26 protein-coding genes and 1 tRNA gene are annotated in these 26,333 nt (G+C 37.1%); 25 read left to right on the top strand and 2 right to left on the bottom strand.

The window, feature by feature from the left end:
- The first annotated feature begins 18 nt into the window (after positions 1-18).
- The 10 genes from selD (at position 19) to RV15_RS04645 (ending at position 11,616) form a co-directional block, all read left to right on the top strand.
- On the top strand, positions 19-1,041 hold the full coding sequence (gene selD / locus RV15_RS04690; RefSeq protein ID WP_071876900.1) for a selenide, water dikinase SelD: 1,023 nt from the start codon (positions 19-21) through the stop codon (positions 1,039-1,041).
- A 16-nt stretch (positions 1,042-1,057) separates the two neighbouring features.
- The gene (gene yedF, locus RV15_RS04685) at positions 1,058-1,648 is read left to right on the top strand and encodes a sulfurtransferase-like selenium metabolism protein YedF (protein ID WP_071876899.1); all 591 of its coding nucleotides are present in this window, start codon (positions 1,058-1,060) and stop codon (positions 1,646-1,648) included.
- Positions 1,649-1,663: 15 nt separating this feature from the next.
- On the top strand, positions 1,664-1,921 hold the full coding sequence (locus tag RV15_RS04680) for a putative Se/S carrier protein (RefSeq protein ID WP_071876898.1): 258 nt from the start codon (positions 1,664-1,666) through the stop codon (positions 1,919-1,921).
- On the top strand, positions 1,909-2,640 hold the full coding sequence (gene yqeC, locus RV15_RS04675) for a selenium cofactor biosynthesis protein YqeC (protein ID WP_071876897.1): 732 nt from the start codon (positions 1,909-1,911) through the stop codon (positions 2,638-2,640). Before RV15_RS04680 ends, yqeC begins: the two co-directional genes overlap by 13 nt.
- Positions 2,628-3,458 carry a selenium-dependent molybdenum cofactor biosynthesis protein YqeB gene (gene yqeB / locus RV15_RS04670; RefSeq protein ID WP_071876896.1) on the top strand — a complete coding sequence of 277 codons (831 nt, stop codon included), beginning with the start codon at positions 2,628-2,630 and terminating at the stop codon, positions 3,456-3,458. The genes yqeC and yqeB overlap by 13 nt, the downstream gene beginning before the upstream one ends.
- Positions 3,459-3,785: 327 nt before the next feature.
- On the top strand, positions 3,786-4,229 hold the full coding sequence (locus RV15_RS04665) for a flavodoxin (protein WP_071876895.1): 444 nt from the start codon (positions 3,786-3,788) through the stop codon (positions 4,227-4,229).
- A 64-nt stretch (positions 4,230-4,293) separates the two neighbouring features.
- On the top strand, positions 4,294-5,133 hold the full coding sequence (locus tag RV15_RS04660; protein ID WP_071876894.1) for a sulfide/dihydroorotate dehydrogenase-like FAD/NAD-binding protein: 840 nt from the start codon (positions 4,294-4,296) through the stop codon (positions 5,131-5,133).
- Positions 5,126-6,553, top strand: coding sequence for an NADPH-dependent glutamate synthase (gltA, locus tag RV15_RS04655; RefSeq protein ID WP_071876893.1), 1,428 nt, complete (start codon positions 5,126-5,128; stop codon positions 6,551-6,553). Before RV15_RS04660 ends, gltA begins: the two co-directional genes overlap by 8 nt.
- Before the next feature lie 22 nt (positions 6,554-6,575).
- Entirely contained in the window at positions 6,576-10,115 is a 3,540-nt protein-coding gene (gene nifJ, locus RV15_RS04650; protein WP_071876892.1) for a pyruvate:ferredoxin (flavodoxin) oxidoreductase, read from the top strand.
- A 226-nt stretch (positions 10,116-10,341) separates the two neighbouring features.
- Positions 10,342-11,616 (top strand): NCS2 family permease, encoded by a 1,275-nt coding sequence (locus RV15_RS04645; protein ID WP_071876891.1) that lies wholly within the window; start codon positions 10,342-10,344, stop codon positions 11,614-11,616.
- 43 nt (positions 11,617-11,659) lie between these two features.
- Here the strand turns inward: RV15_RS04645 and RV15_RS04640 are convergent, their stop codons facing one another.
- A complete protein-coding gene (locus RV15_RS04640; protein WP_071876890.1) occupies positions 11,660-13,060 on the bottom strand; it encodes a TrkH family potassium uptake protein in 1,401 nt (466 codons plus the stop codon).
- Between the two features lie 318 nt (positions 13,061-13,378).
- On the opposite strand from RV15_RS04640, the gene RV15_RS04635 reads away from it, so the two are divergent.
- The 14 genes from RV15_RS04635 to upp all read left to right on the top strand — a co-directional run bounded on the left by RV15_RS04635 (position 13,379) and on the right by upp (position 25,626).
- The gene (locus RV15_RS04635; protein WP_071876889.1) at positions 13,379-14,896 is read left to right on the top strand and encodes a flavocytochrome c; all 1,518 of its coding nucleotides are present in this window, start codon (positions 13,379-13,381) and stop codon (positions 14,894-14,896) included.
- 323 nt (positions 14,897-15,219) lie between these two features.
- Positions 15,220-15,552 carry an FIVAR domain-containing protein gene (locus RV15_RS04630; RefSeq protein ID WP_071876888.1) on the top strand — a complete coding sequence of 111 codons (333 nt, stop codon included), beginning with the start codon at positions 15,220-15,222 and terminating at the stop codon, positions 15,550-15,552.
- A 193-nt stretch (positions 15,553-15,745) separates the two neighbouring features.
- Complete coding sequence (locus RV15_RS04625; protein WP_083429102.1) at positions 15,746-16,507, top strand: tandem-type lipoprotein; 762 nt, start codon at positions 15,746-15,748, stop codon at positions 16,505-16,507.
- Positions 16,500-16,826 carry a hypothetical protein gene (locus RV15_RS04620; RefSeq protein WP_071876886.1) on the top strand — a complete coding sequence of 109 codons (327 nt, stop codon included), beginning with the start codon at positions 16,500-16,502 and terminating at the stop codon, positions 16,824-16,826. The genes RV15_RS04625 and RV15_RS04620 overlap by 8 nt, the downstream gene beginning before the upstream one ends.
- A gap of 285 nt (positions 16,827-17,111) precedes the next feature.
- Positions 17,112-17,873 carry a tandem-type lipoprotein gene (locus RV15_RS04615; protein ID WP_071876885.1) on the top strand — a complete coding sequence of 254 codons (762 nt, stop codon included), beginning with the start codon at positions 17,112-17,114 and terminating at the stop codon, positions 17,871-17,873.
- Entirely contained in the window at positions 17,866-19,119 is a 1,254-nt protein-coding gene (locus RV15_RS04610) for an alpha/beta hydrolase family protein (RefSeq protein ID WP_071876884.1), read from the top strand. Before RV15_RS04615 ends, RV15_RS04610 begins: the two co-directional genes overlap by 8 nt.
- 6 nt (positions 19,120-19,125) lie before the next feature.
- Positions 19,126-19,497, top strand: a complete 372-nt coding sequence (locus tag RV15_RS04605; RefSeq protein ID WP_071876883.1) for a hypothetical protein — start codon at positions 19,126-19,128, stop codon at positions 19,495-19,497.
- Positions 19,498-19,504: 7 nt separating this feature from the next.
- Positions 19,505-19,774: a hypothetical protein gene (locus tag RV15_RS04600; RefSeq protein ID WP_217265800.1), complete on the top strand. Its 270-nt coding sequence runs from the start codon at positions 19,505-19,507 to the stop codon at positions 19,772-19,774.
- Positions 19,775-20,011: 237 nt separating this feature from the next.
- On the top strand, positions 20,012-20,605 hold the full coding sequence (locus RV15_RS04595) for a thymidine kinase (RefSeq protein WP_071876881.1): 594 nt from the start codon (positions 20,012-20,014) through the stop codon (positions 20,603-20,605).
- A 58-nt stretch (positions 20,606-20,663) separates the two neighbouring features.
- A complete protein-coding gene (gene prfA, locus RV15_RS04590) occupies positions 20,664-21,737 on the top strand; it encodes a peptide chain release factor 1 (RefSeq protein WP_010763349.1) in 1,074 nt (357 codons plus the stop codon).
- Complete coding sequence (gene prmC, locus RV15_RS04585) at positions 21,730-22,581, top strand: peptide chain release factor N(5)-glutamine methyltransferase (RefSeq protein WP_071876880.1); 852 nt, start codon at positions 21,730-21,732, stop codon at positions 22,579-22,581. Before prfA ends, prmC begins: the two co-directional genes overlap by 8 nt.
- Positions 22,582-22,585: 4 nt before the next feature.
- On the top strand, positions 22,586-23,623 hold the full coding sequence (locus RV15_RS04580; protein WP_071876879.1) for an L-threonylcarbamoyladenylate synthase: 1,038 nt from the start codon (positions 22,586-22,588) through the stop codon (positions 23,621-23,623).
- Between the two features lie 55 nt (positions 23,624-23,678).
- Entirely contained in the window at positions 23,679-24,917 is a 1,239-nt protein-coding gene (gene glyA, locus RV15_RS04575; protein WP_071876878.1) for a serine hydroxymethyltransferase, read from the top strand.
- Between the two features lie 79 nt (positions 24,918-24,996).
- On the top strand, positions 24,997-25,626 hold the full coding sequence (upp, locus tag RV15_RS04570; RefSeq protein ID WP_069645130.1) for a uracil phosphoribosyltransferase: 630 nt from the start codon (positions 24,997-24,999) through the stop codon (positions 25,624-25,626).
- A 91-nt stretch (positions 25,627-25,717) separates the two neighbouring features.
- Here upp and RV15_RS04565 read toward each other — a convergent pair whose 3' ends face one another.
- The gene (locus RV15_RS04565; RefSeq protein ID WP_010763354.1) at positions 25,718-25,954 is read right to left on the bottom strand and encodes a hypothetical protein; all 237 of its coding nucleotides are present in this window, start codon (positions 25,952-25,954) and stop codon (positions 25,718-25,720) included.
- Positions 25,955-26,091: 137 nt separating this feature from the next.
- Between RV15_RS04565 and RV15_RS04560 the strand changes: the two genes are divergently transcribed.
- A tRNA-Thr gene (locus tag RV15_RS04560) sits at positions 26,092-26,164 on the top strand.
- The last annotated feature ends 169 nt before the right edge of the window (positions 26,165-26,333 follow it).

Genomic DNA, 26,333 nt, shown 5'->3' with positions numbered 1-26,333 from the left:
ATACAAAGGAGAACGTCAATGGACTTTTTATCACAATGTACATCCGGTGGCTGCGGAGCCAAAATCGGACCAAACGAATTAGCTGGATTGTTAAGCGAATTGCCTAAATTTTCAGATGAGAAATTGTTAGTAGATTTTGATTCTTCTGATGATGCAGCTGTGTATCAACTCTCAGAAGAACTTGCGCTGATTTCTACAGTAGATTTTTTCTCTCCGATGGTAGAAGATCCACGTACATTTGGAAGAATCGCTGCGGCAAATGCTATGAGCGATGTCTACGCGATGGGAGGAGAAGTATTATTTGCTTTAAACTTAGTTTGTTTTCCAGAGAAACTAGAAAAACAAATGCTTTCAGAAATTCTTATCGGCGGTGCGGAAAAACTTAAAGAAGCACATGCTTCTTTAGCTGGCGGTCATTCGATTTATGATCATGAATCAAAGTATGGTTTAGCGGTAGCAGGCCAAGTGAATCCGAAAAAGATCATTCATAATAATACACCAGAAGTAGGAGATGTCTTAATTCTCACAAAAGCATTAGGTGTGGGCTTGATTTTGTCAGCGCTTAGAGGAGGACTAGCATCTATTGAGGCCGAAAGTGCAGCAATTGCTTCAATGGAACGGTTAAATAAATATGCGGCGCAAAAGATGAAAATGTTTCCTGTTCATGCTTGTACAGATGTGACCGGTTTTGGTCTATTAGTCCATGCTATTGAAATGGCTGATGAAAAGGTGACATTGGTCATTGATACGGAGCAGTTGCCACTTTTACCGGATGTCTATCATTATGCAGAAGAATTTTTAGCAACGGCTGCTGGCCAACGAAATCGTCAATTTGTTGAGGGAAAAGTTGATTTGAGCTCTATCACGCCAGCTTTCCAGGAAATTTTATGCGACCCGCAGACCTCCGGAGGCTTATTGTTGAGTGTTGCCCCAAATTCAGCAGCTGAATGTCTGAAAGCCATTCAAAAAGATGATCCAGCGGCCACGATTATCGGTGAAGTCTGCAAAAAAGAACTCAATCAATCAATCATTATTTTATGAGAAAGAAGGAGCTGTGATGAAAAAGATCAATGCACTAGGGAAACCTTGTCCAATTCCTGTAATCGAAGCAAAAAAGGCGATTCGAGAAATAAAGAAGACCGGGGGAACTGTAGAAATAGTTGTCGACAATGAAGTATCCGTGAAAAATATTCAAAAAATGGCTGTTGGCTTAGGTTTGGATACAATCACGAATCTGTTAGAAAATGATCGATTTACAGTAACCATTGATGTGCCTAAGGATCTAGAGCAAACGAAAACAAACCTTAAGAACAATGAATTAGTTATTGCTTTTGGACAAAAAACGATGGGAAACGGTGATCCTGAATTAGGGGAAATACTGCTGAAAAGCTATATTTATTCTTTAACCGAACTGGATACACCGCCTGAACACCTCTTGTTTTTTAACGGTGGGGCATTTTTGACGAGTCAAGCATCTACCGTTTTAAAAGATTTACAAGTCTTGACAGAAAAAGGAACCCAGATCAGCACTTGTGGTGCTTGTTTGGACTTTTACCAAATCAAAGAAACGCTGGCTATTGGCGAAATCACTAATATGTACGGCATCACAGAAGTAATGGCGCAAGCTAAAAAGGTGATCAATGTTTAAAAATGAGGTGATCAAATGGAATATCTTTTGACGTTTCAAAATACGCATTACGCGATCCATAGTGAAAAAATTTTGATCAAAAATAAGATTCCAGTGTCAGTGATGCCGTTGCCAACTAGTTTGGGCGACTTTTGTGGAATTTGTTTAAGAATAGCTGCACCAGACTTTATTGATGGACGAAAACACTTAAGCGAGGCGAATCTACCGGTTGAAGGCATTTTTGAAATCGACAGAGTCAACCATGAAAGGACGTATACGCGATGGAAACCTTGAGCAATTGTTTTGACTTACAAGGACGACAGGTCATTTCACTGATCGGCAGTGGTGGAAAAACAAGCTTGATGTGGTATCTAGCTAACTGTTATCGTAATAAGAAAGTTTTAGTCAGTACAACAACGAAAATAGGTCGTTCTAATGAGTGTCTCTATGATTTTTTTTATAGTGATTACTTTTCTGATTTGGGTAAAGATGGCGTGGGGATCACCTTAGCAGGAAAAGTCACGGCGGAAGGTTATAAGTTGAGTTCGCTACCACTTACTGACTTTCAAGCAGCTTGTCAGCGTTTCGATAAAGTATTTTTAGAAGCAGACGGATCTAAACAATTACCTTTAAAAGGCTGGGAAACATTTGAACCGGTGATTGTACCAGAAACAACAGTTACAATTGGATTGGTACCGATATCTGTTTTGGGGCGACCGATTGATCGAAGGACAATTCATCGTCTTGAGCTTTTCTTACGGGCAACTGGTGCAAACGAAGGGGAGCTTATCACAGAAGCAACCTTAGCTGAAATTATTGCTAGTCCTACAGGATTATGGTCTAAAAGTCATGGTCAAAGAGTGTTATGTATCAACCAAGTTGAAACGCCAGATCAATTGATACAAGCAAAAAAAATCCTGTCGTTACTTCCAATGATGCTATTAAAGCGTCTAAGTAAAGTCATTGCCTGTAACATTCAATCTGAGGAAGGAATAATCTTATGGGAAAAGTAAAACAACCAATTTCCGACACAATCATTGCAGTACGCGGAGGTGGTGATTTAGCTACAGGAGTTATTCAAAAATTAGTTCATGCAGGATTTAAAGTTGTTATTCTGGAGACGGCTAAACCACTGGCAATCCGACGTACAGTAGCGCTATGCACAGCTGTTTTCCAAAAAACGCAGCAGGTTGAAGATATAAAAGCCATTTTAGCTTCCTCTGCATCAGAGTGCAGTGAGTGTTGGCGTAATAATCAAGTTCCACTGTTGATTGACGCTAAAGCCAGCTCTTTAAGAGAGTTAAAGCCGATCGTTCTTGTCGATGCCATTTTAGCAAAAAGAAATATAGGCACAAAAAAAGAAATGGCTCCTATTACGATTGCTTTAGGACCAGGTTTTTCAGCTCCAGATGATGTAAATGTTGTAATCGAAACGATGAGAGGGCATCATTTGGGGCGCTTATATTTTGAAGGAAGTGCACTGCCTAATACTGGAATACCAGGAGAGATCGGCGGGAAAAGTTCAGAACGAGTGATCCATTCTCCCACAACTGGCAAAGTGAGGCACGTAAAAAAAATCGGGGATGCTGTCTATAAAGGGGAGACGCTTTTTTACGTTGGACAAACAGCAGTCCGGTCTCCATTAGAAGGGGTTTTGAGAGGACTACTGTCTGATAAGGTTGACTGTCAAAAGGGCTTGAAGTGCGCAGACGTTGATCCACGGCCTAAGGAGCAAGTTGATTGTTTTACGATTTCAGATAAAGCTCGGGCTTTAGGAGGCTCTGTTTTAGAGGCTGTTCTTTGGCTAGGTCGTGAAAAAAATCTGTTCTAAATTCGAAAATATCTGTTTGTTAGATAAAATTATTCTCAAATAAGAATTTATTGCTAAAAAATATTTTTTTTACCTAAAAATTATTGTTTTAGGTAAGGCAATTATGTTATAGTGTAAGTGAAGTTTTGATTGTTTTCTGTTCTAAAAAAAGAAAGCGTTTTTATAATGGTTGGTAATATGTGAAAAAGGTAATTTGAAGTCGTATCTTGGTAATTATTATCGTTACATAACATTATGGATATTAAGTATAAAGTAGATGAAAGACGTTACAGTCTATCTTTTTATACTTTGAAATATTTTATAAAACAGATGAGAGGATGAGTAAATATGGCACTAGTTAAAATCGTTTATGCAAGTATGACAGGGAACACTGAGGAGATTTCAGAAATTTTAGAAAGCTCTGTTCAAGAAGCAGGCTTTGATGTTGAAAGAGAAGAATGTTTGGAAGTGGATGTTGACTTTTTTGATGACGCGGACGCATGTATTATTGCTACTTATACCTATGGTGACGGGGAGCTACCGTTTGAGTTTGAAGATTTTTATGATGAATTAGAAGAAAAAGAATTAGCTGGTAAAATTTTTGGCGTGGTCGGTTCCGGCGATCGAGAATATGGCGATTTATTCTGCAAATCAGCGCATGATTTTGTTGCTGCTTTAGAAAAAACTGGTGCAAAAAAAGTTGCTGAAACGGTTGAAATTGAAAACAATGCCGAAGATGAAGATATCGAAGCACTGAAAAAATTTGTCAAAGAATTAACAGCAGATCTGTAAAATAAACTTAATTCATGTGAAGGAAGGAATGAATAAATGAATTCATTCATTAACGGTAATCCATATGTATAAGATAACCAAAAGTGAACAGCTTTCTGAAAACGAATATGATTTTTGGATCGAAGCCCCACGGATCGCAGCAAAAGCACAACCAGGGCAATTTGTCATTTTGCGGATAAATGACAATGGTGAACGAATTCCATTAACCATTGCAGAAACTGATCCCTCCAATGGAACGATTCGTTTGATTTTTCAAGTTATTGGAAAAACAACAGCTGAACTTTCTAAGCTTAATACCGGTGATTCGATTTTAGATTTGACAGGACCCTTAGGCATGCCAACCGAGATAAAAAATTACGGTACAGTATTGATCGTTGGTGGAGGAGTCGGTATCGCTGCGATTTATCCAATCGTCAAAGGCTTAAAACAAGCGGGCAATCGGGTAATTACGATTCTTGGCGCAAAGACGGCTGAGTTAGTGATTCTACAAGAGGAATGTCGTTATTATTCTGATGAACTAATTATTACAACTGATGATGGCACACTAGGTGTTAAAGGACTTGTGACAGAAGCGATGGAGCAAGTGATTGCCAGAGAAATAATCAATTGTAGCTGGGCAATCGGTCCAAGTATGATGATGAAATTTTGCACACTAACGGCATCAAAACATGAGGTTCCGATTTATGTTTCGTTAAATCCGATTATGATTGACGGCACTGGTATGTGTGGTGGCTGTCGGGTCACTATTGATGGTAACATCAAATTTGCTTGTGTGGATGGTCCCGAGTTTAAAGGAACAGATGTTAATTGGGACGAGTTTATCAGCCGGATGAAACAATATACGGACGAAGAAAAACAATGCTTGACTGCTGATCAAAAAGTGCAGGTGACTCCTCATGGCTAGAAGAAGCAGAACGAAAACACCGATTGCTGAGCAAAAGCCAGCTGTTCGGAAATCAAATTTTGATGAAGTATGTTTAGGTTATACGATCGAAGAAGGGCAAGCAGAGGCAATTCGCTGCCTCCAATGTAAAGATGCTCCTTGTATTGCTAGTTGTCCTGTGATGATCGATATTCCAGGATTTATCTTGGCAATCAAAGCAGGTGATATGCAAGAAGCAGCCGATATTCTAGGTAGATATACCAATTTACCGGCGATTTGCGGCAGAGTTTGTCCGCAAGAAAAGCAATGTGAGCAGGTTTGTAAACTTGGAAAGGCTAAAAATTTTGAACCTGTTGCAATTGGAAAACTAGAGCGATTAGTTGCTGACTGGGCATTAGAAAATCAGGATTTTTCTACCCTTTCCCAAAGTACACAACCAAAAATTGGGAAAATAGCCGTAATCGGTTCTGGTCCATCTGGATTAACGGTCGCTGGGGATTTAGCCAAACTGAACTATGAAGTGATAGTTTACGAAGCGTTACATGATGCTGGCGGTGTTTTGACGTATGGTATTCCAGAATTTAGGTTACCAAAGCGCATCGTAAAAAAAGAAATCCAAAGTATTGAAGCATTAGGGGTGACGATCGAAACCAATGTTGTGATTGGCAAGACGATTACCATGGATGAGATTATGAATGAATTTGATGCGTGCTATATTTCTGTCGGAGCAGGGGCACCTAATTTTATGGGCATTCCTGGAACGGCATTGAATGGGGTCTATTCTTCTAGCGAATATTTAACACGGATTAATTTGATGCACAGCTATGAGTTTCCTAAATATGATACACCGATCAAACGATCGAAAAATGTCGTTGTCATCGGTGGTGGAAATGTGGCAATGGATGCTGCACGTTCGGCTAAGCGTTTAGGTGCGGAACATGTCAGTATTGTCTATCGCAGATCGCTAGAAGAATTACCCGCGCGTATTGAAGAATACCATCATTCGGTTGAAGAAGAAATCAACTATCATTGGCTGACAAATCCAATCGAATATATGAATGATGGACATGGTAATTTAAATGGCGTGAAATGCATCAAAATGGAGTTAGGCGAGCCTGATCAATCGGGAAGACGTCGTCCTGTTCCAATCAAAAACAGTGAATTTACTATCGAAGCTGACACAGTGATCGAAGCAATCGGTCAAGGGTCCAATAAAGTGTTGTTATCCACTTTCCCAGAACTTAAGTTGACTAAATGGGGGTACATTGAGGCGGATCCGAAAACGGGAGAAACATCAATTCCCGGCGTCTTTGCCGGCGGAGATATCGTGACAGGTGCAGCAACAGTTATTTTGGCCATGGGTGCTGGAAAAGTTGCAGCAGTACAAATCGATAAATATGTACAAGAAAAAAAGCAAACGCCCGTAACAACAAAAGTCTGAGGAAAGATAAAAGGTGAGAAAAATGAAAAAAACGAAGACAATGGATGGAAATACAGCAGCTGCCTATATTTCCTATGCTTTTACAGAAGTAGCGGCAATTTATCCAATCACGCCAAGTTCGACAATGGCGGAATTGGTAGATGAATGGGCAGAAACTGGGCTAAAAAATATCTATGGACAAAAAGTTCAAGTCATTGAAATGCAGTCAGAAGCAGGTGCTGCAGGAGTCGTGCATGGCTCATTAAAAACGGGTGCGTTAACAACAACTTACACTGCATCACAAGGTTTGCTATTAATGATTCCAAATATGTATAAAATTGCAGGTGAGCTTTTACCTGCGGTCTTTCATGTTGCAGCTAGAGCAATCACGACAGGTGCATTGAGTATTTTTGGTGATCATGGAGATGTTATGGCAACACGCCAAACTGGTTTTTGTATGTTAGCAGAATCTAGTGTTCAAGAAGTGATGGATCTTTCAGCAGTCGCACATTTAGCTAGTATCGAAGGCAGTTTACCATTCATTAACTTTTTTGATGGATTTAGAACTAGTCATGAACTACAAAAAATAGAAGTGCTTGATTATGATGATTTAAAAGGCATGCTTGATCAAGACGCAGTAGATCGATTTAGAAATAGAGGAATGAATCCAAACCACCCAACTGTTTCAGGGACAGCTCAAAACCCGGATATTCATTTCCAACAAAGAGAAACAGTCAATGCTAATTACGAAGCAATGCCAAGCATTGTTCAAAAATATATGAACCAAATCAATCAATTACGTGGCACCAATTATGATTTAACAGATTATTATGGAGCAGATAATGCGACAGAAGTCATCATTTCGATGGGTTCAGCTTCACCAGTTATTCAACAAACGGTGGATTATTTAAATGAACAAGGACGAAAAGTCGGGTTGATCAATATCCATTTGTATCGGCCATTTCCAACAGAAAATCTATTAGAAAAATTACCAAAAACAGTGGAAAGAGTTGCTGTTTTAGATCGTACTAAAGAAGCAGGAGCAGACGGGGAACCATTGCTTTTGGATGTCCAAAGTGCGTTATATCAACATGAAAATCGTCCGATTGTCATCGGTGGACGTTACGGATTAGGCTCAAAAGACGTCACACCTAATCAGATTAAGGCAGTCTATGATCATTTATTATTACCGTTTGCTGAACTAAAACAGCGCTTTACAATCGGAATCGTAGATGATGTGACGTACCGTTCACTACCACAAGGAGAGCTGTTAGATTTAACCCCTAATTCAACCTTCCAAGCAAAATTCTGGGGATTTGGCTCAGATGGAACCGTTGGTGCAAATAAACAAGCTATCAAAATCATTGGTGACAATACCGATTTATACGCTCAGGCTTATTTTAGCTACGATTCTAAAAAATCTGGTGGGTTAACTCTTTCTCATTTACGCTTTGGTGAAGAACCGATCACGTCAACCTATTTAGTGGAGCAAGCTGATTTTATAGCCTGCCATAACGCTTCTTACATTCATAATTATGATTTGCTAAAAGGCTTGAAAGATGGCGGAACATTTTTATTAAACACTATTTGGGATAAAGAAACAGTCTACCGTTTGCTTCCGGCCAAACTAAAAAAATATATTGCGGAACATGCGATTCAATTTTATATTATTAATGCTGTAGAATTGGCACGGGAAGTCGGCTTAGGGCGAAGAATTAATACCGTAATGTCCACTGCATTCTTTGAAGTAACGGATATTATGACACGTGATGAGTACATGCCGTTACTAAAAGCAGAAGTCAAAAAAACGTACGGAAAAAAATCAATGGAAATCGTAGAGAAAAACTATCAAGCGATCGATAGAACATTTGATTCTCTTCAAAAAATCGAGGTTCCCTCTGAATGGGCAACAATCGTTATTGAACCTGAGAAAAAAGATGAAACATTGCCTAAATATGTTACGAATATTCTACAACCGATCAATCGTCAAGAAGGAAATGAATTAACTGTAGGAGATTTAATTGATAATGGCATGAAAACTGGAGAAATGCCGATGGGTACCGCAGCTTATGAAAAGCGGGGGATTGCCTTAGAAGTGCCAGAGTGGCAAATGGATAAATGTACAATGTGTAATGAATGTGCCTTTGTGTGTCCACATGCGGCAATTCGTCCATTTTTAGCAGATGAAGCTGAAATGCAAGAAGCGCCAGAAGGGTTTGTTGCTAGAGAAATGCGTGGTGCAGACGGCTTGATGTATCGTATTCAAGTGTCCTTAGAAGATTGTACTGGTTGTGGTTTGTGCGTTCAGGCTTGTCCAGTGAAGGAAAAAGCCATTTTAATGAAACCTTACGAAGAACAAAAAGAACAAGCCATCAACTGGGCTTTTGCGATGACCTTACAACAAAAGGAAAACCCAGTCAGAAAATTATCTGTTAAAGGCTCACAATTCAATCAACCATTGATGGAGTTTTCAGGCGCCTGTGAAGGCTGTGGAGAAACACCGTATATCAAGTTATTAACCCAATTATTTGGTGATCGTATGATGATGGCCAATGCCACTGGTTGCTCATCTATTTGGGGTGGTTCGTCTCCGGTAACACCGTATACGACAAATGAATGCGGACAAGGGCCTGCTTGGAGTAATTCGCTGTTTGAAGATAATGCTGAATATGGCTATGGAATGTATGTAGCAAACAGGACAAAACGCCAATATTTAGCAGATCAAGTGCAAGAAGCACTGGATAATAATTTAGGATCTAATGAACTTCAAGCACTTATGCAAGATTGGCTAGACCATTATTTAGAAGGAGATGGCACTCAACAACGGGCAACCAAACTCGCTGCTGCTTTGAGTATAGAATATCAAACAGAGCCATGTTTAGAAAAAATCTACCAACAAAGTGATTTACTTGTAAAAACCAGTCAATGGATTGTTGGTGGTGATGGTTGGGCCTATGATATTGGCTTTAGCGGAATCGATCATGTACTGGCAAGTGGGGCAGATGTGAATATTTTTGTTATGGATAATGAGGTCTACGCCAATACTGGTGGGCAAACATCAAAAGCTACACCAGCTGCGGCTATCGCAAAATTCTCAGCAGGTGGCAAACAAACTTCCAAAAAAGATTTAGGCATGATGGCGATGACGTATGGCAATGTCTATGTCGCTCAAATTGCTTTAGGCGCCAATTCAATGCAAACAATTAAAGCAATCGATGAAGCAGAACGTTATCCTGGGCCATCGTTGATTATTGGCTATACGCCTTGTATTAATCATGGAGTCAAAGGTGGAATGATCGAAACACTCTCCTTAGCGAAAGAAGCGGTTGAATCTGGTTACTGGCAGTTGTATCGTTATAATCCACAACTTATTGAAAAAGGCAAAGATCCAATGGTCATCGATTACAAAAAAGCTGATTTTTCTAAGATGCGTGATTTCCTTGAAAAACAAACGCGATTCTCTGCACTTCATACGATCAAGGACAACCAAGAAGTTGTCGAACATCTTTTAACAAAAACGAAAGATGATGCAGAAGATCGATCAGATAATTATGTTAAATTAGTGAGTCAGATCAAAAAATAGGACAAAGCAACTGAGATCAAAAGCAACCAAGGGTTGATCTCAGTTGCTTTTTTTAGCATAAAAATAATTAAAATAAAAAATTCTTCAGAAATTTCAAAAAGCGTTTACACTGTGGTATCCTTACAGTGTTGTAATTTCAGTAAAAAATAATTTTATTAAGTAAGTTTATTTATTTTTACTCAGAATTGAACGAGCCTACTACGCGGTTAATATAAGGAGGACCTTCATGTCTAAATGGAAAAAACTCAAAAAAGCAGATATAAAACGTGAAATTTTAGCTGGAACAACGTCATTTTTCGCTATTTCTTATATCATAATGGTGAATACAATGATTTTAGCTGAAGCTGGAATGCCAAAAGAGCTGACAATCTTTGGAACGATCTTTATCTCAATCATCGGGTCGATTTTGATGGGACTTGTTGCAGATGCACCAATTGTTTTGACGACAGGGATGGGTGTGAACTCTTTCTTTACGTACACCTTAGTCCTTTCTTTGGGCTTGACCTGGCAACAAGCGCTGGCTGTCAGTTTTTGTGCAGGAATTATTTATTTAATGGTTGCGTTTACAAAATTAAGCAAATTGTTTGCAGAAGTGGTTCCTGAAACATTAAAAACTGGGATTACTGTAGGAATCGGTTTTTTTCTTGTCTTGATTGGTTTAGAAAAAGGACATCTCATTATACGAGGAGAACATACTTTTACCCAGTTAGCACCTTTAAGTGATAGTTTGACATTATTGACCTTATTTTCATTGATTTTAACCGTGTGTCTCTTTTTAAAAGGAGTGCAAGGAAGTTTTTTCATTGGGATTGTTGTTGTCACCGTAATTGCTAATGTGATGGGGTTAGTGACTGCTACAGAGCATTTTTCTTTGAGTGGATTAAAAGACTATCCGCAAATATTTGGGAAATTGGATTTTAGTACTTTTTTTTCTAAGAGCTTTTTGCTAGGTGTCTTTGCTCTATCCATGATTTTGATTTTTGAATCAATGGGATTACTCAAAGGCTTGATGCCAGAAGCAGATGAAAAAAAATATCTGCGTGCGTATCGTGTCACCGGGTTTATTACATTGCTGTCAGGTATTTTTGGTACAAGCCCAACTGTGGCTGCCGCTGAAAGTGCGACAGGAATTGAAGAGGGTGGGAAAACTGGGATTACTTCAATAACAAGTGGTATCTGCTTTTTCTTAGCTTTATTAGCTTTGCCATTTCTTTCTTATATTCCCGATTCGGCGTTAGCACCAGCGATCATCATAACAGGATTTTTGATGATCCAACAAATCAAAACCTTGCATTTTGATGATTTCAGTGACTATTTTCCTGCGATGTTAATGATTGTTTTGATACCATTTACCATGAATATTTCTGATGGCATGGCGTTTGGTTTTGTAGCCTATCCATTAACGAAATGGGTTGCCGGGAAAAAATCTGAGCTTTCACTGCCAATGTGGCTGATTTCAGGGCTGTTCCTGATCTATTTGATTGTTAATGTATTGATTTAAAAAGCTTGCTCACCACAATTTTAGCTGTGGTGAGCAAGTTTTTTTAGCCAATAATAATTTTTTCAGATGGATATTCATAACCAATATCTCGTGTTTCTTTTGGCACGAATAACATTAAAGTATATAACATACCAATACGGCCAATAAACATTAATAGAGCAATCATCAGTTTTCCAACTGTTGTAAGATCAGCAGTGATTCCTAACGACAGACCAGTTGTACCAAAAGCCGAAGCTACTTCAACAATAATCGCGATCAGGGGATGATCTTCTGTTGCCGTTAAAAATAAAACAGCAAAAAAACACATGATCAACGAAAGCATAAAGACGACAATCGATTTTTTCACATCATCATCATCGATGCGACGTCCAAACACATTGATGTTGTCTTCGCTTTTCAAGAAAGAGTATAAGTACAAACCGATGATCGCAACGGTTGTTGTCCGAATACCGCCGCCAACTGAACTAGGGCTACAGCCAATAAACATCAAAAGAGAAAATACGATCAAAGTAGTCACCTGAAAATCACCTAAATCGTTGATCTGAAGACCGGCGTTTCGTGTTGTCATCGAATAGAACATTGAGGTAATCCAGCGCTGTACTTCACCCATACCTATAAATAAATGATCTTTCTCCAATAAATAAATCAACACCGTGCCACCAACAAACAAAATCACGAATGCCAATACGGCAATTTTACTAAACAAGGAAAAGCGGAAAGGCAGACCTCGTTTTTTCTTCTTAAAGAATAGCCATTCGCGAAATTCCATCAATACTGGAAAACCGATTCCCCCGACGAAAATCAAGAACATAATCACAATCAAAAAAAGATAATCGTGAGCAAATGGAATGATCGAATCTCCAGTAACATCGAATCCAGAGTTAGTGACTGCTGAGATTGATTGATAAAAACCAAAGAAAATCGCTTTTGGCCAAGTTGTATAATAGCCTGAAAAATAAAAATAGATGGAGAAAAAGGTCCCGAAAATCACTTGAAACCATAAGATAATCGTAAATGTGATTCGAATCAAACGAACAATACCACTTAATTTTGGTTGATTCATATCCGTCATGATCAATTGTCGCTGTTTTAAGGAAATTCTCCGTTTAGACAGAATAATGAAGGCTGTAGAAATCATCATGATTCCAAGACCGCCGACTTGAAAGAGAACTTCCAACAACAACACGCCGCGATCGTTAAAAACAGAATTAATATCAAAGGTAGATAACCCCGTGACACTTACGGTACTAACCGCCATAAAAAGCATATCAATAAAACCAACTTGAGAGCCTGGCTCTCTAAAAAAAGGTAAACAAAAAAGCAAGTAAGAAACAATCGTCATAAGAATATAGTAGGAAACAATGATTTGAATAGATGAAAAATGATTAGAAATAAAACGCCTTCCTTTGCGCTGAGCCAGCCATAAAAGCCGAAATCGATTCATAATGGACCTCCTGAATATCGTTAAAACAAGTATAGCAGAAATTAAATGATGGGCAAACAAAGAATAAAGGCTGAAAAGAAATAAGAAATTGATTAAAAAAATAGAGAATAGAGTACAAATCTTGTAGAAAATGTTATTTTATTGTGAGAGGAGTAACATTCTTAGGGTTCTTTTTTTGAAAAACAGGAATAAGTCTGCGATTTAAAAGATATTTTTTTCTTTAATAATGTGATTACATTCACATTGAAGGTGGATATGTCTGTTTCAAGTTGAATAAATAAGAGTTGTTGAGCTAAAAATTACTGAGGTGGGGAAAAAATGAAAAAAATCATCATGAGTTTACTATCATTGAGTTTATTTGCTGGAATTGCTGTAGGTTGTACCAGTGATCAAGACAAGACAACAAAAAAAAGTAAGGAATCCAAAGAAAGCACAGAAGTGACTTCTGGAGCGTCTGCCAATGGCTATACAGATTTAAGCGAATTAGAAGATCAATACGATATTGTGATCATCGGTGCAGGAGGAGCTGGAATGACGGCTGCCTTACAAGCCAAAGAAGCTGGAATGAATCCTGCAATTCTAGAAAAAATGCCCGTTGCAGGTGGCAATACGATCAAATCGTCATCAGGTATGAATGCTTCCGAAACAAAATACCAAAAAGAAGAAGGTATCACTGACAGTAACGATAAATTCTTTGAAGAGACACTTAAAGGTGGAAAAGGGACCAATGATAAAGAGTTATTACGCTTTTTCGTAGATCATTCAGCGGATGCAATCGATTGGTTAGATACTAAAGGCATCGAGCTTAGCAACTTAACAATCACTGGTGGGATGAGTGAAAAACGCACACATCGTCCAGCTGATGGTTCGGCAATCGGTGGCTACTTGGTTGATGGACTTGTCCGCAATGTCAAAGAAGAAAAAATCCCGTTATTTGTAAATGCAAACGTGACAGAAATCACTGAAAAAGACGGTCAAGTCAACGGTGTCAAAGTCAAACTAAACGACAAAGAAACCAAAGAGATTAAATCAAACGCTGTAATCGTAACAACTGGTGGTTTCGGTGCTAATAAAGAAATGCTAGAAAAATACGATCCAAAATTAAAAGATTACGTAACGACAAACCAAGAAGGTACGACAGGTGATGGGATCAAGATGATCGAAAACCTTAGTGGGGCCACAGTGGATATGAAAGAAATCCAAATCCATCCAACTGTTCAACAAGACAAATCATTCTTGATTGGTGAGGTTGTTCGTGGTGAAGGTGGTATTTTAGCTTCACAAGAAGGAGCCCGTTTTGTGAATGAAATGGATACCCGTGATAAAGTTTCAGCTGCTATTACTGCTTTGCCAGAAAAATCAGCTTACTTAGTCTTCGATCAAGGCGTTCGTGATCGTGCCAAAGCGATTGATTTTTATGATGAACAAGGCTTTGTTGTAGAAGGCAAAACAATCGAAGAGCTTGCAAAAAATTTCGATATGCCAGAAGCTGCATTAAAAGAAACAGTAGAGCAATGGAATAAAGATGTTCAAGCAAAATCTGATACTCAATTTAATCGCGCAACAGGTATGGATCATGACTTATCAACGGGTCCTTACTACGCAATCAAAATCGCACCCGGAATCCATCATACAATGGGTGGTGTGAAAATCAATACGAAAACAGAAGTATTAAAAGAAGACGGAGCACCAATCAAAGGCTTGTATGCTGCTGGTGAAGTAACTGGCGGACTACATGGGGCAAACCGTATCGGCGGAAACGCTGTGGCGGATATTATTATCTTTGGCCGTCAATCTGGAACAGAAGCAGCGAACTTTGCTTCAGCACAAAAATAAATAAGTTTAAAGGAACCAATAGATAAAACCTTTGTGTTTGTCTATTGGTTCCTTTTTTACAAAAAAAGTGAGCTTTTATGAAAAACTAAGAAAGCAATTTATCAAAAATACTGCTTTTTTGTTGAGAATATAGTAATTTTTCTTTTCTGATGAACGATGAAAGTAGAACAGAGCGATACCCTTGATAAAATAATGTTTTAAAAAATGAGATACCAGTTTGAGAGCATGAAAGATGTAGGAAGTTTTGTAAGAGCAGGTATATTTTTTTAGAAAGATTTGACTACATTTTTATATGGGTGTCATCCATATAAAAATAAAGAAAGGTGGAGAGCATAGTTGAAAAAAATGAAATATTTGAAAATACAGAATTAGAAACGAATGAAGCAACAACAGCAGATGAAATTATTGCAGACCCTGCAATCGAAGACAATGAACCTGAGCAAATAGAAATTGTACCAGTAAATAAAAATCAACTCTTAGAGGCATACAATATTGCGTTAGATTTAAATGAAGATAAATATAGTATGCATAGTTGGTCAATTTTGATGTTTAAACTAGCGGATGCCAAATGTGTATATGAGAATCCTAATGCTAGTCAATCGGATATTGATAATGCTACACTAGCATTGCAACAGGCAATTAATAATTTAGTTTAATATAATAATACTAAGTAGAGGGATAGTAAGCTAAAAAGCATACTATCTCTTTTTTTATCTATAAATAAGTAACATTATTTAAAATTAAATAACGAAAATGTAATATATAACTATCTATTACATTCTACTTTTGGTAAAATAAATATTGATTAAGGTGTAAATAAATTTCATCCTGTTTAGGAGGATAAATATTTTGAAAAAATTATATTTATTTATAGGAGGATTAATTATAATGAGTGGATTAACTGGATGTGAAACAAAAAATAAGGCAGAAATTGAACAAAGTTTTGATAAAGTATTAGCAATGTATCCAACACCAAATCTGGAGAGCTTTTATGATATGGAAGGCTATCGAGATGACGAGTTTGATAAGGATGATAAGGGAGTTTGGGTATTTGATTCTAGTATGTCCATTAGTCAATCAGAAGATGGGGGGCTGTTTACAGAGGGGATGATTTTAAGGCTAAACAGAAATACAAGAACAGCGAAGGGATATTATTACACTTTTACAACATGGAATGATTTGAGTAAACCAGTTACAAAAAAGAAGTACGAGGTAACTTATAATAAAGAAGGATTTCATCTAGTTGATAATGTGAATGAGAATAGTATTAAAGAAAAAATACAAAATTTCAATTTTTTTGTGCAGTATGGTGATTTTAATCATTTAGATACATATAAAAATATTAAAAAAATGTACAATCCAGAAGTACCCATGTATGAATTAGAATATCAGTTAACAAATACTCACAATAATGTTCAAGCATTGAGAGAACGATATGATATTCCAACTGAAAAAGCACCTACATTATTATTAAAAGGAACAGGTGATTTAGAAGGAAGTTCTATAGGATATAAGCAGTTAGAGATAAGATTTTCTAAAAAACCAGCAATTGTGTTTGATGATTTAGTCGATTTTCAACCTTTATCAGAGAAGGATATTGTAGATGAGTAGCTATGACATCAGAGATAAAGGGATTAAAAAAGACTCAGAAACGACTAGTACAGCAGCAACAATTTCCTATGAAGTTGAAAATGCTTTAGAACAAGGGGGAAAGAAAAGTGATGTTAATAAACAAATAAACAGGCTGCAAAAAGGCGAAAAATTCCCTTCTAATCTCCAACTAGTAGATGCATTCTACGACCCTAAAACAAGCTCAAGCGGCGTAGCATTTCTGGATAACAGCACAGGAAAAGTTGTAGTTGTTTTTGCTGGAACTAACTTTGATAATGTTTTTTTTGGAGAAGTTTCTAGAGATGTTGAACAATGGTGAACCAAAGTCTTTAAAGGGGATGGAACACTATATTCCAAATATCATTCTTTACAATTCAGCTCTTCGCAACAGATAATTAATAATTTAGTTTAATACAATAATACTACATAGGAGAGATAGTGAGTTGCAAAACAGACTATCTTTTTTATCCATAAATCAGTAACATTATTTAAAATTAAATAACGAAAATGTAATATATAACTATCTATTACAGTCTAGTTTTGGTAAAATAAATATTGATTAAGGTGTAAATAAATTTCATCCTGTCTAGGAGGAGAAAATATTTTGAAAAAATTATATTTATTTATAGGAGGACTAATAATAATGAGTGGATTAACTGGATGTGAAACAAAAAATAAAGCAGAAATTGAACAAAGTTTTGATAAAGTATTAGCAATGTATCCAACACCAAATCTAGAAAGTTTCTACGATATGGAAGGCTATCGAGATAATGAGTTTGATAAAGATGATAAGGGTGTTTGGGTGTTACAAACTAATATGTCTATTGCTTACGAAGCTGATGGTGATGTATATTCGGAAGGAGCAGTGCTACGAATAAATAGAAATATACGAGAGGCAAAAGGATTTTACTTCGTAAGAAAATATTATGATGATGTAAAAAAAAGAATTGAAGAAAATAAATATCCAATTACCTTTGATGAGCAAGGAATACATTTAATTGACGAGCTACACGATAAGGAACTCTCTAACAAAATAAAAAAGTTTCAATTTTTCGTTCAATACGGTAACTTTAAACAAATAGATACTTATAAAAATATTAAAGAAATGTATAATCCAGAAGTTCCGATGTATGAACTAGAGTATAAGCTAACTACTGATAATCCAAACGTTATTGCGCTGAAGAAAAGATATGACATACCAACGGATTCAGTACCTACCTTATTGTTGAAAGGAACTGGTGATTTAAATGGTAGTTCAGTAGGAAATAAAAATATAGAATTTCGTTATTCTAAAAATCCAAATGTTGTTTTTAGAGACTATGTAAATTTCCAACCTCTATCGGAGGAGGATATTATCAATGAGTAATTATGATATTAAAGATAAAGGATTAAAAAAAGAGACAGAAGTAACAAGTGCAGTAGCCACTATTTCTTATGAAGTTGAAAATGCAAAAGTTAATGGGGTAACAAATTCAGATATAAATATTCAAATAAATGATTTAAAGGACAATGGAAAATTCCCTTCTAATCTCCAACTAGTAGATGCATTCTACGACCCTAAAACAAGCTCAAGTGGCGTAGCATTTCTGGATAACAGCACAGGAAAAGTTGTAGTCGGCTTTACTGGTACTAACCTTGACAATGGTATATTAGAAAGCGCAAAAGACATAGGCCAATGGCTGAATATAGCATTTAAAGGAGATGGCCCTTCCTCGGCATATTTTGATGCTAGTAACAAGTTTATGAACGATTTAAAAGCAAATGGTTATGATATTGATACAGTCACAGGGCACTCTTTAGGTGGAAGAAATGGGACTATTATGGGTATGGAACACAATATACCCAATATTATACTTTATAATTCAGCTCCACTGATGAATTTATTAGGAAATTTAAAGAAGTCGAATCAACAAGAATTATCTGATTTATTTGGACGATATAGCGGAAATATCATTTATTTTGTATCTGAAAATGACCCATTAAATAAAGCTGCGGGTGGAGTTCCTGGAAGTATCTATCCAGGAAAAATTATCATCATAAAAAACGGAAAAGAGCATGATATTACTGGTTTTTTAACAAAGGAAGAACAGGATTTTATTCGTCAACATACCCCTGATTTAAATAAAATTTATGTTGCTCAAAAAAAGGTTCAAACTGATACAACAAAAAAACTAATTGGACTGGAATTACTCCGAGCAAAATTTCTAAAAAGTGGTGGAGGACTTTCTGCTTCAGAAGAAATTTATTTGGATGCGTCCGAAGCATTGATTTTAACACAAGGAATGAGTAAAACCCTTCAAATAGAAATAGATGATATTAAAAAAATGTATCGGGAAGCAAAGAAAGATTCAGATAAATTATGGACTGATACGTTGAAAACAGCCGACTCCATAGGCTCTACATTACATCAAGGAGAAGTATTAGATTCTTTAAATGGTGGTGGTGCAACAGAGCCAATTGTTCGAATAGAACCAAAAGAAGAATATGAACAAAAAATATCAGAATTATCTTCAATACAACAAGAATACTATGAATTAATTGGTCAAATACAAACATCCATAAATAAACAAGTAGAAACAGACCAAGAGTTAGCGAGACAAATAGGGGGATAAACTCTCATGGAGAGAACATATATAAATCAATTATCAGAGTTAGAATCAGAGTATGAAAAGAACCAAAGAAAGATTGAAGAAGAGTTAGAAGAAGCCTTTTATGAAAAGCAAAAATTTGGTCGTGAGTTAGAAAATCTTTCAGAAAATTATCGCTATCATTATCAGCAAGCTGAATACAGTGAACCAATAAATATGAGCAGAGTCTATCATTTATTAGAACAATGTAAAGATGATGGGGATAGGGTTGTTAATCAAACGATGAAAGAATTAGAAAATAAACAAGAAGAAAATACGATTCATTATAAGAAACAAACCCGATTAATAGAAGATGAACTTACTCTTTTAAAAGAGAAGGAGAGGAAAAAAGAAAATGAGTAGTGAAAAAATGAAACTGGAGCTAAAGAGATTAAGAAAAGAGTTAGAAAAAGCTCTGATACGTGGAATGGTTGCTCCGCCATGTGTTCAAACGGCAGAAACGAAAAAGCAACTAGTTAAAAGCATGGGACAAGCTCGAGTGGAGCGATTAAAAAGTAGTAGTGCAAACTATATTTCAAACTTTCAATCCTCTGCAAAAGGTGCATGGGTAACAAAAGCAAAAACAACGTTTGAAAATACTTCTAAAAAACTAACAACTATTACAGAAGATGGAAAATGATGAACTTATATAGGTTCATCATTTTTTTGTAACTTCTAAATTGAGGATATAAAAAGGTTGAATTGGTTATTACGAAATGTCTATTATTGTTCTGTAAAAAGTAAGTGTGACTATAGTTATGGACATTTTTATAGAATAAAGAATACTGAATACATAAGTATTAAATTTACCACTGTAAAAAACTTCGGTTTTATAGTAAAATACGAGAGGAACTAAACGAGAGGTGACGACGAAGTAATGGCACAATTATTTTTTAAATATGGCGCAATGAACAGTGGCAAAACCATTGAGATCTTAAAAGTAGCTCACAATTATGAAGAACAAGATAAACCAGTTGTGATTATGACAAGCGGACTTGATACTAGAGATGGCGTGGGTGTCGTTTCAAGCCGTATCGGCCTTAGACGAGAAGCTATCCCCATTTTCAAAGAAACCAATGTCTATGAATTGATCCAAAAACTAGACTATAAACCATATTGTATCCTAGTGGATGAATCACAATTTTTAGGGAAACAACATGTGATCGAATTTGCCCGGGTCGTAGATGACTTGAATATTCCTGTCATGGCCTTTGGTTTGAAGAATGACTTTCGGAATGAACTATTTGAAGGATCAAAATACTTGATGTTATATGCTGACAAACTAGAAGAACTAAAAACGATCTGCTGGTTCTGTCACAAGAAAGCCACGATGAATCTACATTATATCGACGGTCAGCCCGTTTATGAAGGAACACAAGTCCAAATCGGTGGTAATGAAGCTTATTACCCTGTCTGCCGTAACCATTATTTTCATCCGCCAATCGACGGTGAACAAGTAGAGAACGATTAATTTAATAAGAAAATGAAAAATAAAAGACACTTACTTAACGAAAAAGGAGCAACTAACTATGTACGATCAGTTACAATCAATCGAAGATCGCTATGAAGAGCTGGGCGAATTATTAAGCGATCCAGAAGTCATCAGTGATACAAAACGCTTTATGCAATTATCTAAAGAAGAGGCGAACACGCGTGAAACAGTCGACGTGTACCGCCGCTATAAACAAGTAGTCGAAGGGATCAGTGATACCGAAGAATTATTAGGTGAAAAACTAGATGCTGAAATGGCTGAAATGGCTAAAGAAGAACTATCAGAATTGAAAAAAGAAAAAGACGTTCTTGAAGAACGAATCAAAATTTTACTATTACCAACAGATCCCAATGATGACAAGAATATTATTATGGAGATCCGTGGTGCTGCCGGAGGCGATGAAGCAGCGTTATTTGCTGGTGACTTGTTCGGGATGTACCAAAAATATGCGGAATCTCAAGGCTGGAAGACAGACGTCATGGAAGCCAACATCACTGGAATTGGTGGATATAAAGAAGTTATCATGATGATTTCTGGAGACAATGTCTTTTCTAAACTAAAATATGAAAGTGGAGCGCATCGTGTGCAGCGAGTTCCTTCAACAGAATCACAAGGTCGGATCCATACGTCAACTGCAACGGTTGTCGTGTTACCAGAAGCAGAAGAAGTCGAATTAGATCTTGCGGACAAAGACATCCGTACTGATATTTACCATGCCAGTGGCGCCGGCGGTCAGCACGTCAATAAAACGGCTTCTGCTGTTCGTTTGACTCATATTCCAACTGGGATTGCAGTAGCCATGCAAGATGAACGTTCTCAAATCAAAAACCGTGAAAAAGCAATGAAAATTTTACGTGCTAGAGTCTATGACCAAATGCAACAAGAAGCGCAAAGCGAATATGATGCAAATCGTAAATCCGCTGTGGGGACAGGAGATCGTTCTGAACGAATCCGTACCTATAACTTTCCGCAAAATCGTGTAACCGATCATCGTATCGGTTTAACTATTCAAAAATTAGATCAAATTCTAGCTGGGAAATTAGATGAAATCGTCGATGCATTAGTCTTATACGATCAAACATCAAAATTAGAAGAGATGCAAAATGGGTAACCGTTATTTTGAAGTCCTTGAACGGGCTTCTTCTTTTTTAGAAAAACAAGGCAAAGAAGGCTATAGCATTTTGTTTGTTTTTCTAGAAAGAAAAGGCTGGACAAAAACGCATTGGCTACTTCATATGAAAGAAGAAGTATTGCCAGAAGACGAGCAGCAAATCGCAGAAGACTTAAAAAAACTTGTAGCAAATTACCCACCCCAATATTTATTAGGCTATAGCGGCTTTTATGGCCAGCGATTTTTAGTCAATGAGCATACCTTGATTCCTCGACCAGAAACAGAAGAGTTGGTTGAACGTTGTTTAAAAGAAAATTTAAATGAACACCTAACTGTTGTAGATGTAGGAACTGGAACGGGTGTAATCGGCATCAGTCTAAAATTAGCTCGACCCAATTGGCAGGTAACCGCTGTCGATATTTCAAAAGAAGCATTAAAGATTGCCCAGAAAAATGCCAAACGCTTAGCAGTCGATATGCACTTTAAAAATGGCAATGGCTTACAACCGATGAATGATACAAAAATCGACATCTTGATTTCAAATCCACCTTATATCAGTAACGATGAATGGCATTTAATGGATGAAAGTGTGCGGATATTTGAACCCAAGACAGCTTTATTTGCTGAAAATGATGGCTTAGCAATTTATCAGCAATTAGCTAAAGAAGCCAAAAAGATCCTGAAGCCAAACGGTAAAATTTACTTAGAAATTGGATTTCAGCAAGGTCAAGCTGTTAAACAACTTTTCCAGCAAACTTTTCCACAAAAACAAGTAGAAGTTGCCCAAGACTTATCGGGAAATGATCGCATGGTGATCGTTTCATCTAAAAAAGAGGAGGGATAAGCAAATGGAAACAAAAAAATTTACAGCAGATCAAATCGATCAAGCCGCAGATTTGATCCAACAGGGTGAATTAATCGCTTTTCCAACTGAAACAGTTTACGGACTTGGTGCAAACGCATTAGATGAAACCGCGGTGAAACAAGTTTATGCGGTTAAAGGCCGTCCTAGTGATAACCCACTGATTGTACATGTCAGTGATTTTGAAATGGTCAAACAATATGTCAACGATTTTCCAGAACATACAAAATCCTTAGTGGAGGCTTTTTGGCCCGGACCATTGACCTTGATTTTTAATGTATTGCCAACTACTTTTTCGACTAGCGTGACAGGCGGCTTAAATACGGTTGCTTTTCGGATGCCTAATAATCAGAAAACGTTGGAGTTGATTAAAAAAGCTGGTGTTCCTTTGGTTGGTCCAAGCGCCAATACTTCTGGCAAACCTAGTCCTACGACAGCACAACATGTCTATCATGATCTTCAAGGGGAAATCGCTGGTATTTTAGATGATGGGCCAACACAAATCGGCGTGGAATCAACAGTTTTAGATTTAACCGCAAAAGATGGTATTCCAGTAATCTTAAGACCAGGAGCTGTTACTAAAGAGCAATTAGAACACGTTGTCGGCAAAGTAATGATTGATCAACACTTAATTAGCGAAAATGAAGCCCCTAAGGCGCCAGGGATGAAGTATAAGCATTATGCTCCCGATGTTCCTGTTTGGATCATAGACGGTGACCAGGAAGTGTTTAAACAAGCCATCGAATGGGCTAAAAGTAAACAGCAACGAATCGGTTTGTTTGCGGATGATCAAATCACATCGACTTTTTCAGCTGATGTAGCAGCTGTTTTTTCTTTTGGTGAAGAGTCAGTAGAACAAGGGACTAAATTATTATTTGCTGGACTTAGAAGCCTTGATGAACAAGATATAGATGTTATTTTTGCCCAAGCTTTTCCCGAATCTGGGTTAGGGATAGCATATATGAATCGGCTAAAAAAAGCCGCAAATCAAAAAATTCTAAAAATTGATTCGATTTTTGAGTAGAGAGCATTTAAGTATGATACAATCGGTACAAACAAATGAAATGGAGGCTTGTTTAATGGATTATAAAACATTTGATCCAGATTTATGGGATGCAATTGCCAAAGAGAATGAACGTCAAGAAAACAACTTGGAGCTGATTGCATCAGAGAACGTTGTTTCAAAAGGGGTAATGGCGGCTCAAGGTAGTATTTTGACAAATAAATATGCGGAAGGATATCCAGGTAAACGCTACTATGGTGGTTGTGAGTTTATCGATATCGTTGAAGATTTGGCGATCGACCGTGCAAAAGAATTATTTGGAGCCAAATTTGCTAATGTTCAGCCACACTCAGGTTCACAAGCAAATACAGCTGCCTATCTTTCGTTAATTGAACCAGGAGATACCGTTTTAGGGATGGATTTGTCTGCGGGAGGACATTTAACTCACGGGTCACCAGTCAATTTTAGTGGAAAAACCTATAACTTTGTCAGCTACGGCGTGGATCCAACAACTGAAGTAATCGATTATAATGTCGTGCGTATTTTAGCACGTGAACATCAACCAAAATTGATCGTAGCAGGTGCTAGTGCGTATTCTCGTACGATCGACTTTGAAAAATTCCGTGAAATCGCGGATGAAGTTGGCGCTAAATTAATGGTAGATATGGCGCACATCGCAGGGCTTGTAGCTGCTGGTTTACATCCAAATCCAGTACCATATGCGGATATTACAACCTCAACAACACATAAAACCTTACGCGGCCCGCGTGGCGGACTTATTTTAACAAATAATGAAGAATTAGCGAAAAAAATCAATAGCAATATTTTCCCTGGTATTCAGGGTGGACCCTTAGAACACGTGATTGCTGGTAAAGCAGTTGCCTTTAAAGAAGCATTGGATATTAGTTTTAAAGAATACAGCGAACAAGTTATTGAAAATGCCAAAGCGATGACAAAAGTGTTCAATCAAACCCCAGAAGCTCGTCTAGTGAGTGGATCGACTGATAATCATTTATTATTGATCGATGTGAGTGGATTTGGCTTGAATGGAAAAGAAGCAGAAGCAATTTTGGACAGTGTAAATATCACGGCAAATAAAAATTCAATTCCGTTTGAACAACTTAGTCCATTTAAAACAAGTGGTATTCGCATTGGAACTCCTGCAATCACAACACGAGGATTTTTAGAAGATGATTGTGTGGAAGTCGCAAAATTAATTGTTAAAGTGTTAAATGATCACGAAAATGAAGTGACTCTTTCCGAAGTTCGAGCATCCGTTAGTGCGCTTACAAAAAAATATCCACTTTATAAGTAAAAGAATCGAGTGATTGACTAGTCAATCGCTCGATTTTGTTTTACAATAGGAAGGAATAAATTATTGAAGGAGAATGAGCATGGGAAAATTCCAAGTTATTGATCATCCACTGATCCAACACAAATTAACAATCATTAGAGATAAGGATTGTGGAACAAAGGTTTTTCGTGAAGTCGTGAATGAAATTGCAATGCTGATGGCATATGAAGTTTCAAGAGATATGCCTTTAGAAGACGTTGTGATCGAAACACCGATCTGTGAAACAACTCAAAAAACATTATCTGGTAAAAAGGTCGCAATCGTACCAATTTTACGCGCAGGTATTGGAATGGTAGATGGTATTTTGGAATTGATTCCAGCGGCAAAAGTTGGACATATCGGTTTATACCGTGATCATGATACATTAGAGCCAGTTGAATATTTTGTGAAGATGCCAGAAGATATTGACGCACGTCAATTATTCGTCGTTGATCCAATGCTTGCTACAGGTGGATCAGCAATTATGGCAATCGATGCGTTAAAAGCACGCGGCGGCAGCAATATTAAATTTGTTTGTTTAGTTGCAGCGCCAGAAGGTGTGAAAGCTTTACAAGAAGCACATCCAGATATCGATATTTATACTGCAGCATTAGATGAATATTTAGATAAAGATGGTTACATCGTTCCAGGTCTTGGCGATGCTGGTGACCGTTTATTCGGAACTAAGTAAAAAAGTAAATAACAGATACGCAATCTAAGTAGGTTGCGTGTCTGTTATTTTTAAAATAAAAAATCCATCCGATAATAATGGATGGAAGGATTTATACTTTTTTTAATTTTTTGTAATTGATGACGATGACACCATTACTTTTGACCATCAAATCAGTGTTATCAGAGTTCTCATCAATTTCCACAACAGCAGAATTATTTAATTGTTTCGTGATAATCCCTGTTTGCGGTTGACCATGCATCAAGAAAGTGACCTGAGTATCAACAGTGAATAAATCCCCTTCTGCAGAAGGCTCAACAGGACGATTAAAGTTACCGAAATTAGACATTCAAAAAAACTTCCTTTCTTAACTACCACTATTATACCACAAATTAAGAAAAATTTCAGAAAACTAATTTTATCTTAAAAAAGAAGTGTTCCTGACTTTACAAATAGAAGGTTTAGTTCTATAATTTGCATTGTATTGCCAGCTTAGCTCAGTCGGTAGAGCAACGCACTCGTAACGCGTAGGTCGTAGGTTCGATTCCTACAGCTGGCATAGTGTTAAATCCCGATATATCAACGTTTTTAGATGTTGGTGTATCGGGATTTTTTGGTTCTACGTCAAATTGTGTTGGTAAGCCAAATAACCGAATAGAAATCTAGGTCTGATAAGGATAGAACGTTCTTATCAGGCTTTTTTATTGTTGTGAAAAAATAAGACCTTG

This window comes from Enterococcus silesiacus, assembly GCF_001886225.1.
GTDB lineage: Bacteria > Bacillota > Bacilli > Lactobacillales > Enterococcaceae > Enterococcus_L > Enterococcus_L silesiacus.
The sequence above is the reverse complement of the archived record's forward strand: the minus strand, read 5'-3'. Positions and strand labels throughout refer to the sequence as shown.